Source organism: Empedobacter sp. UBA7248, assembly GCF_002472945.1.
GTDB classification, from domain to species: Bacteria; Bacteroidota; Bacteroidia; order Flavobacteriales; family Weeksellaceae; genus Empedobacter; species Empedobacter falsenii_C.
In genome coordinates this window covers 1-9,522 of the sequence record NZ_DKSU01000010.1, presented here as the reverse complement: position 1 = coordinate 9,522, position 9,522 = coordinate 1, and the positions used below count along the sequence as shown (strand labels likewise).

General features: G+C 30.9%; 7 protein-coding genes. 5 read left to right on the top strand and 2 right to left on the bottom strand.

The window, feature by feature from the left end; genetic code table 11:
* The first annotated feature begins 1,261 nt into the window (after positions 1 to 1,261).
* Genes B4A23_RS11115 through B4A23_RS11095 form a run of 5 tightly spaced genes read left to right on the top strand, consistent with a single transcriptional unit; the run spans position 1,262 to position 5,648 of the window.
* Entirely contained in the window at positions 1,262 to 2,182 is a 921-nt protein-coding gene (locus tag B4A23_RS11115; RefSeq protein WP_286502413.1) for an ABC transporter permease, read from the top strand.
* The gene (locus B4A23_RS11110; RefSeq protein WP_291119978.1) at positions 2,182 to 3,135 is read left to right on the top strand and encodes an iron chelate uptake ABC transporter family permease subunit; all 954 of its coding nucleotides are present in this window, start codon (positions 2,182 to 2,184) and stop codon (positions 3,133 to 3,135) included. Before B4A23_RS11115 ends, B4A23_RS11110 begins: the two co-directional genes overlap by 1 nt.
* Positions 3,132 to 3,890 carry an ABC transporter ATP-binding protein gene (locus B4A23_RS11105; RefSeq protein WP_291119975.1) on the top strand — a complete coding sequence of 253 codons (759 nt, stop codon included), beginning with the start codon at positions 3,132 to 3,134 and terminating at the stop codon, positions 3,888 to 3,890. The genes B4A23_RS11110 and B4A23_RS11105 overlap by 4 nt, the downstream gene beginning before the upstream one ends.
* 6 nt (positions 3,891 to 3,896) lie before the next feature.
* Positions 3,897 to 4,835, top strand: a complete 939-nt coding sequence (locus B4A23_RS11100; protein WP_291119973.1) for a siderophore ABC transporter substrate-binding protein — start codon at positions 3,897 to 3,899, stop codon at positions 4,833 to 4,835.
* A gap of 3 nt (positions 4,836 to 4,838) precedes the next feature.
* Positions 4,839 to 5,648 carry a siderophore-interacting protein gene (locus B4A23_RS11095; RefSeq protein ID WP_291119970.1) on the top strand — a complete coding sequence of 270 codons (810 nt, stop codon included), beginning with the start codon at positions 4,839 to 4,841 and terminating at the stop codon, positions 5,646 to 5,648.
* A 90-nt stretch (positions 5,649 to 5,738) separates the two neighbouring features.
* Here the strand turns inward: B4A23_RS11095 and B4A23_RS11090 are convergent, their stop codons facing one another.
* Positions 5,739 to 6,944, bottom strand: a complete 1,206-nt coding sequence (locus tag B4A23_RS11090; RefSeq protein ID WP_291119967.1) for a PepSY-associated TM helix domain-containing protein — start codon at positions 6,942 to 6,944, stop codon at positions 5,739 to 5,741.
* A gap of 5 nt (positions 6,945 to 6,949) precedes the next feature.
* Positions 6,950 to 9,133 carry a TonB-dependent siderophore receptor gene (locus B4A23_RS11085; RefSeq protein WP_291119964.1) on the bottom strand — a complete coding sequence of 728 codons (2,184 nt, stop codon included), beginning with the start codon at positions 9,131 to 9,133 and terminating at the stop codon, positions 6,950 to 6,952.
* Between the last annotated feature and the right edge of the window lie 389 nt (positions 9,134 to 9,522).

The following is a 9,522-nucleotide window of genomic DNA, read 5'->3' as shown; positions in this document are numbered from 1 at the left end:
TATAATTATTTTTATATAATATTATACTTTTAATAAAAAGACTAGTTAAAGCAATTCATTGAATATATTATCAAATACTATAATTTAATACGTTACAGTAATATAAATATTTTAGTATAATTTTAAACTTATATGTTAAAATAACAAGATCTTAACGTTGTATAAAACCATAGAATAATTTAACTTAAAATACAATGAATAGCTTATACAAATATTGACTTCTTATTTACCTTTTACATTTATTATAAGCTTCTGTAATTTTTATTACATCATAATCTGGGTACTCATCTGTTTGTGTCCATTGTTTTAGTAATTATGGACAATCGCTTATGAACTTAGTTATTCTTTTTTTCAAATTTGATGCATTTACATATACAATATTATCATTTTTAACAAGTACAGAAAATTTTAACTTTTCACAATCATATGGATTAAATATTCTTAAATAATAATGTGATAATTCTCCAACATCAGCTTCTTCAAAAAAATGAGTCCTATCATTTTGTAAGGTTACATATTTTACTAATTTATCATATTCTTAATTTACAACAAATGATTTAATATCTTTTGATCTAAGTTTTATTTTTCTTCAATCACTAAGAAGTAAACAACTTTAGAATTATATCTCATTACTTCCGCTTTTATAGTATCATTCGAGTGATTGTTATAATATTCTGAATCGAATTGTGCATCAACTACAGTTATGAAAAGCAGAAAATTATAATTATATATTTCATTTTAATTATTAAATCTAATTATGTTTATAAAACTGGCATGAATATTTTACTTTAAAATATTAAACTTTCACAACTTTTACTAAACCACTACTACACACCATTATTCTGTTACAATAATAAATATAAAGCTTGCTACTTTATGATATGCTAATAATAGTCAAATACAACCTTTGAATTCCACAATATTAAAGTTAGTTGAAATTTTGTTTATAAATTTTAAAGTTTTATTAGATTTTCATAATAGAAGGTTAGTTTTGTTATATTTTGTAAGATTTAATTTATACGAAAAGTTAATCCCAACATATTTGATATACAAGATTATAATATAACTTATAATAGATAGTTAATTTGTTATAAGTATATTGACATTTGATACACTAAATCAATATCTAACTGATTATAAATTGAAAAGATTAAAATTGATAATATTTATCATATTATCTTGTAAGAATAATTATTTTTTATATATTTACTTATATTTAGTCTAAATAAAACTTAAATTGAAGTATCTCATTTCATGTATAGTGATAGTGTTTCTTTTTATAACATCACTTTTAGTTGGTGTAAAAGAAGTTACATTACAAAGCATATTCAATAATACAAACGATGAGCAATCGATTCTCATCATCAGCAGATTACCACGTACTTTGGCACTGATATTAACGGGTGTAGGATTGAGTGTCGCTGGTTTTGTGATGCAGCAATTGGCTCAAAATAAATTTGTTTCGCCTTCAACAATTGGAACGATAGAAGCTTCAAAATTCGGAATTTTAATTTGCATTTTACTTTTTCCAACCTATGGTTTGATTACAAAAACAACGATTTCATTTATCGTAACAGCGCTTTTCAGTATACTTTTTATTATTTTAGTTCAGCGTGTAAAAAACAAAAACATAATTTTCGTTCCTCTTTTAGGAATCATGTTTGGGTATATTATCAATGCTTTTGCAACGTATTTCGCTTTCAAAAATAACATTGTACAAAATATGACTGGATGGTTAATTGGCGATTTTTCCAACATTTTGCAAGGCAATTACGAATCCTTGTATTTTATTGTTCCTACAGTTGCCATTTTGTATTACTACGCCAACGAATTTGTGGTCTTGGGCATGGGCGAATCCTATGCAAAAAATTTGGGTTTGAATTACCAACAAGTTCTGTTGATTGGCTTAATCTGCGTTTCATTAACGGTGAGTATCATCGTCGTAAACGTTGGCGCAATACCCTTTGTCGGTTTGGTCGTTCCCAATATTGTGAGCATGTTGTATGGCGACAATCTCAAACGCATGTTGCCGCTATCCGCCTTATTTGGGGCGATATTTTTGTTGGCTGCGGATATCGTCGGAAGATGGATTATTTTCCCCTACGAACTTCCCATTGGGCTGACAATAGGCGTAATTGGTGGAATTTTCTTTTTTGTCATTCTTTTAAAACGTAAGAACTAATGAGAACAAAGAATTTGAATATCTACCTTCTGCTCGCATTTTTCATTGGATCGGCCTTGTTATTTTTAGGCTACAACCTAGGAACGCATTACGAATATATCCTTCCAAAACGTTTGATTCGATTGGCAACAATGGCTTTAGTTGCTGTTGCAGTCGCTTATTCTTCGTTGATTTTTCAAACCATTACAAACAATCGTATCTTAACGCCAGCCATTATGGGCTACGAATCGGTGTTTATCCTGATTCAAACCATGCTTATTTATATGTATGGCGACGTTACGTTTCGAACGATTACAGAAACCAATAATTTCTTTATCGCGATTGGCGGAATGTTGCTATTTTCCATCATTTTATACTTCATTCTCTTCCGAAAAGGGAAACAAAATATCTATTTGCTCTTGTTAATTGGAATCGTTTTGGGAACACTTTTCGAAAAAATAAGTCAGTTTTTCCAAATCATTCTTGATCCGAATGAATTTTCCATGTTAGAAACCACTCTTTTTGTTTCATTCAACAAAATGAATACCGATTTGTTAGTCATCGGAACGATTTTAACATTGATTGCTCTACTGATACTTCAACCTTTTTTGAAATATTTGGATGTCATCGCACTTGGAAAAGAACAGGCTATTAATTTGGGATTGGATTACGAAAAATTAATCCGATTCTACATGATGATTATTTGTATTTTGGTTTCGGTTTCTACCGCTTTGGTGGGACCAATTGCCTTTTTAGGAATTATGGTTACCAACATTTGTTACGAATTATTCCCAACAAATAAACATCGAAAAATGGTTTGGTATTGTTCCATTATCGGTTGTGTCATCTTGTTTTTAGGTCAATTTTTGGTGGAACATCTATTCAATTTTTCAACCACAACAAGCATCATCATCAATTTTATAGGTGGCGTTTATTTCATCTATTTAATTCTAAAATCTACGCAAAAGAAATGATCGAAATAAAGGACATAGAAAAGCAATTTGGCAATCAAAAAGTCTTGCAAGACATCAATATTACGTTGCCAAAAGAGCAATTGATCTCGTTGATTGGTCCAAACGGAGCGGGAAAAAGTACGTTATTGTCGATTATAAGCCGATTGCTGCATCAAGACAAAGGAACTGTTGTTTTGGAAGATAAATTGTTAACCGATTTTAAAAGCAATGCTTTGGCAAAACAATTGGCAATTCTGAAACAATCCAATCACATGGAGCTTCGTTTAACGATTGAAGATTTGGTTGCTTTTGGTCGATTTCCGTATTCAAAAGGGAAATTAACTGCGCTCGATCAAGAAAAAATCAACGATGCATTGGCTTTTTGTTCACTGGAAGATATTCGAACAAAATTTTTGGATGAATTAAGTGGTGGACAAAAACAACGGGCTTTTTTGGCGATGATTATTGCACAAGACACCGATTATATTTTGTTGGATGAACCTTTGAATAATTTGGATATGAAACTGTCGGTTCAGATTATGCAAATGCTTCAACGATTGGTTGTGGAGAAGAAAAAAACCATTGTTATTGTGATTCACGAAATCAATTTTGCAGCCAACTATTCCGATTCTATTGTTGGAATGAAAAACGGTAAAATATTCAGCCAAGGCGCAACTTCAGAAGTGATTACCGCCGAAAATTTAGAAAATCTATTCGATATGAAATTTGAAATTATAGAACATAACGGAACTAAAATTTGCAACTATTTTAAATAAATTTATATGAAAAAAATACACATTGCCCTAGCTTTGGCTATCGGAATCATCGTAACATCTTGCGGCGATAAAAAAGGAAAAAACGCTGAAAATGCCACATATACCATAGAAATTGTGCATGCTTTAGATACGGTTTCAGTGCCTATTCAACCCAAAAAAGTGGTTGTTTTTGACATTGGTGCGATGGAAACGCTGAACGAATTGGGAGTGAAACCTGTAGGAGTTCCTGCGGAATTTATTCCCGAACATTTAAAATTCCTGAAAGACGACAAATCGATTACAGATGTAGGTTCGATGATGGAACCCAATTTTGAAAAAATCTATGCAGCGCAGCCTGATTTAATAGTTATTTCTGCTCGTTCGGAGAAGTTTTACAAGCAACTTTCTGAAATTGCTCCAACCATTTACACGCAAGTCGACAACAAGGATTATGTGGCTAGTTTCGAGAAAAATAATTTAATGCTAGGAAAAATATTTGGTCAAGAAGAAAAGGTTCAAAAACGCATCAATGATCTAAAAGCGGCGATCAATTCTTCGAAAGATGAAATCAGTAAATCAAACAAAAAAGCATTGGTAATTCTTTATAACAAAGGGAAATTTAGCGCGTACGGGAAAAATTCAAGATTCGGATTTATTCATGATGTGATGGGCGTAAAACCAATCGATCAAACATTAGAAGTGGCGACGCATGGTCAGCCAATTTCCAACGAATTTATAGAAAAGGCTAATCCAGATTATTTATTTATTTTGGATCGTGCGGCGGTCGTTAACGGCATCAAAACCAATAAAAATGAAATCGAAAACGCATTAATAAAAAGAACGAATGCCTATAAAAACAACAATATTATTTATCTAAATCCACAGATTTGGTATTTGTCTGGAGGCGGATTGACGTCAACAGAACAGATGATAAATGATATTAAACAAGCGGTTTTAAAGAAATAAAAAATGGAGACACCCAAAATACATCGAGACAAATTCGTGCTCGAAAAGAAAGAATGGATCACGCCACATATGATTCGCATTACGCTGAAAGGTGATGTACAACCGTATAAAAACTGCATTATCGGCGTTAATAATAAAATTTTTGTTCCGCCAACGGGACAAAAGAAAGTACATTTTTCACATACAAATTCTGAAACTAGAGAACTTATTTTGCCTCCCGAAGAAGTGCGACCAAGTTTGCGAACGTACACGCACCGCGGAATTGATGTGGAAAACAATCGTTTAATCGTTGATTTTGTCAATCATGGCGAAAATGGACCTGCTTCGTATTGGGCTTTACATGCGGAAATTGGTGATGAATTGGGCGTTGCAATGAAATTGAAAGATGCGCCACTTCATCCACAAGCGGATTGGTATTTTTTGATTGGCGATGCAACCGCATTGCCCGTTATCAGTTGTATTTTGGAGGCTTTACCGAAAAATGCAAAAGGAAAAGTGCTCCTTGAAATCCCTACGAAAGAAGATGAACAATTGCTTGTAAAACCTGATGGAATAGATATTTCTTGGATTTACAACGAACATCCTGAAAAAGGAAGTGAATTAGCCACATTGGCGAAGCAAATTGAACTTCCAACCATCGATTCAAAATTTGCTTACGTTGCTGCCGAATTTGCTGCGGTAAAAGAATTGCGACAATATTTTAGGAAAGAATTGGAATGGTCATCATCCGAATTATACGCCTATTCTTACTGGAAAGCGGGACTTGCGGAAGACAAATCGACGCCAGAAAGACAAGAAGAAAAACGAAGTTAAGACTTTATCATTCGAAATTAAAAACCTCAAATTCATAAAATAAATTTGAGGTTTTTAATTAGGTATCTTATTATTCAAGTAAAATCAAACTTATGCTTTTTTTGTTTTTTTCCTTCTTCCCCACCAAATCATAAAACCTGTTACCGGTAGAGATGCACAAATTAAACTAACAATAAAAGCTAATATTTTTGTAGGTAATCCTAAAATTGATCCGACATGTATATCATAATTAGCACCTATAACTTTTTCTCCAAAGTTCTTATCTTTCGGATCATGTGTATGCAATAATTTACCTGAATTTTCATCAAAAATTAAGCTACTACTGCTGTAATAAACTTGTTTTTTGTGTGCGACATAAACTTCAAAATTAGGATGCTCATGATCGTCCATGTGTTCGTGTCCTAAATCAATAGAAAAACCATATGAATTAGGGTATCTTGTTTTTACTGTTTCTATTACTTTATCTAATGTTGATTCTGTTCTTAACTCGATTGGTGCTGTTGTTTTGATATGTGAAAAATCTGGATATGTTGTATTACCTCCTGAAAATATTACATAAATAGCTGCTTGAACAAAGAAAAATGCATAAAATAATCCTGTAATAGAAAATATTAATGCGAAAATTGAGGAATAAAATCCTAAGATATTATGAAGATCATAATTTTTACGTTTCCAATTTTTTATATTTTTCCATCTGAACCAGAAGCGTTGTTTTTTGGCTGCCTTGTTTTTTGGCCACCACAATACAATACCGCTGATTAACATAAAAATAAAGATAATAACAGGAATTCCTACTACATAACTTCCCCAGCTCTGTTTTAATAAGAAACTCCAATGTATTATTTTCACAATATTGAAAAATCCATTTTTTTCGTCATAAACTCTTAAAACTTTACCTGTATATGGATTTACATAAGCTTGTTTGTAAATAGGAAATTCATCAAAATAATTCCAAGCATTTACATCATGTTCATACCAATAAAACATATACGACATGTTTTTATCCAGAGGTATATTTACCCAATGAATAGGATATTTTTCTTTGGTTTGCTCGTCAACTAATTTTTCTAATTGACGAATGGGAATTACATTTTTATGCTCAATATCTTTTTCTTGATGATAGATCACATCCTTACGAGCTATGTTTTCGAATTCATCTTTGAAAACATATAATGCTCCAGTTATTGATACAATAAAAATAATTGATCCAATAAATAATCCAAACCAAAGGTGAAGTTTACCAAAGATTTTTTTCAGTTTTCCTCCTTTTTTTGATGATTTTTGCTTGGAAGCCATTTCGATTAAAATTTAAATGTTAAACTTCCTGAAACATTTATCAACTGCTGAGGATTTGCCGTTGTATAACCAATCCAATAATGCTCATTTGTCAGATTATCTACTTTTACACCTACTCTAAATTTCTTCGCATCATAGAATGCATTTGCATTTACGATAAAATATTCTGGTAAATAGAATGTACTATTCACTTGATTTTTGCTTGCATAATTTGCTCCAATTCCGAAACCTAATCCTTTGATAGCACCATCTAAGAATTGATAACTTGCATTAAAATTTGCTAACCATTCAGATCCTGCAGTTGTTGGTCTTGTCCCTTCTAAAGAAGTATCTGTTGGATTTTCTGTAACCTTAGCATTATTATAAGCTAAACCTCCTACTAATGAAAAACCTTTCACTAAATAAGCATTAACTTCTAATTCAACTCCTTCACTTTTTACTTTTCCTGATTGAGATTGAACAGATTGAAAAGTATCTGTATATTCTCCTGTATATAACAAAGAATTTTTGACATTGATAGTATAATAACTTAAAGTCGCATTAATCTTATTGTTAAAAATATTCATTTTTAAACCTCCTTCAAATTGGTTTGCTTTTTCAGGATCAGACAATGCAACATTGTTTTGTTTGTCTATTGTATAATATCCATTGCTTTTGAAACTATTTTGATAATTACCAAAAACCGAGAATTTACTTGGAACAAATTCATATACAAAACCAAACTTTGGAGACCAAGAAGCTTGAGAATATGCTTTTGTAGCATTACTATATAATAATCCTTCTTTAGAATCATTGTTCTCGTAACGAACAGAAGCCAAAATATTTAATCCTTCTAACGGCGTAAAAACATTTGAAATGTATCCACTATACGTATTTAATTCACCAATAACTGGATATTCACCAACCGAATTTGAAGTATTATAAAAATCTTGTAATGTATGATTATTCATGTTAGAATAATTTCCATTTTTAAACGGAACCCAATCAAAGTCACCAGAAATAAATAGCTGATTATCTTTCGTTTGCATATAATCTAAACCAACAACCGTTCTATTTCTCATTTTACCAAATGTATAATCGAAATTAAAATTCTGTTGAATTTGAAAAGTTGTTTTTTTACTGTCTCTTGTTGATTGATCAGCACGCATAACACCTAATTCTGTATCTAATGGGTTTTTAGTATATGTACTTTCTGGAGCTACATAAAAATATGGGCTAAATCCATTCGATTGAGAATAAGCAGTACTAATATTTGTAGATGATTTTATATGATCATTAATTTTATAATTTACTTGACCAAATAAATTTCTAACCTTTGATTTCGCTTTTAGATCATCTCCAACGTAAGATTGTTTGTAATCTAATCCCAAAACTCGTTCTACATCATTCATATTATTAATCCCTAAAGAAGGATTACCAGCTAAGTAAAAAAACATTTGCTCTGCCATTGCATTATTTTCGTACATCTCAAAATCAACATTAATATCTAATCGATCATTTGGTTTGTATCGCAATGAAGGCGCAAAAGCAAAATATTCATTTCCACTATTTTTTTTCTGAAAAGTACCAGAATTTGTATAAGCAGTATTAATTCTGAATAATAATTTATTATCATTCGTAATCGGAGCATTTACATCTGCAGAAGCTCGATAATAATTATAACTTCCACCTGCAATACTCACAGATCCATCAAAACTCTCATGCGGTTTTTTTGTAATTCTATTTACAACTCCACCATACGAAGTAACATTACTACCAAACATCGTAGCGGAAGGTCCTTTCAAAACTTCCAATCTTTCCAAATTTACAGCATCAATAGTTGTAGAAACAGGTGCTACCAAACCGTTACGTAAAGAGTTATTGGAAACAAAACCTCTTAAAGTTACATAAGCTCCTCCATCACCAGATCGTCCAGTAGAATTCCACATTTTTTGTAAACCTGTTACATTACGATAAGCATCGTCAATTGTAAAAATGACCTGATGTTCTAAAACTGATTTATCAATACTCGAAAAAACTTGAGGATTTTCAATGAATTTCAAAGGCATTTTATTTGAAGTATCAGTATCCTTTTTAATAAATGTATTGATAATTACTTCGCCTAAAGTATTGGTCTGTATTGAATCCTTTTCTTGTGCAAAGGAAATAGATGCATATAATAATGAAAGTACTATTGTTACTTTTTTCATTTTGAAAATTTTGACAAAGCTATTTTATTATTTTTATTTATTCTAAATTAATTTAATAGTTTTTTCTTATTTTTATAACACTATTAATTAAGTTTTATTTATAATATTTATTGAAGAAATTTTATAATTAATATCTAAACAATCATAACCTATTTTCTTTATTTCAAAGTCTGATTTTACGAGAATACGTTGAAAGCATTGTAAAAAAATGAGATTAAATGTTAAAATTTCGATAAAAATCAATACACCAATACTACACCTCACCCCTCTACACACCTGACAAATAGGGAGTCTATCACTTTATGTATCGGGAAATAAGTCTTAAAAATTATGTTACATAGAAAAAGGTTTTCAATTAAAAAATTGAGAACCTTTTTCATTTTTGGTTT

Coding starts and splice junctions, on each gene's coding strand:
- B4A23_RS11110 (WP_291119978.1), top strand. CDS start 2,182: ATGAGAACAAAGAATTTGAATATCTACCTTCTGCTCGCATTTTTCATT.
- B4A23_RS11105 (WP_291119975.1), top strand. CDS start 3,132: ATGATCGAAATAAAGGACATAGAAAAGCAATTTGGCAATCAAAAAGTC.
- B4A23_RS11095 (WP_291119970.1), top strand. CDS start 4,839: ATGGAGACACCCAAAATACATCGAGACAAATTCGTGCTCGAAAAGAAA.
- B4A23_RS11090 (WP_291119967.1), bottom strand. CDS start 6,944: ATGGCTTCCAAGCAAAAATCATCAAAAAAAGGAGGAAAACTGAAAAAA.
- B4A23_RS11100 (WP_291119973.1), top strand. CDS start 3,897: ATGAAAAAAATACACATTGCCCTAGCTTTGGCTATCGGAATCATCGTA.
- B4A23_RS11085 (WP_291119964.1), bottom strand. CDS start 9,133: ATGAAAAAAGTAACAATAGTACTTTCATTATTATATGCATCTATTTCC.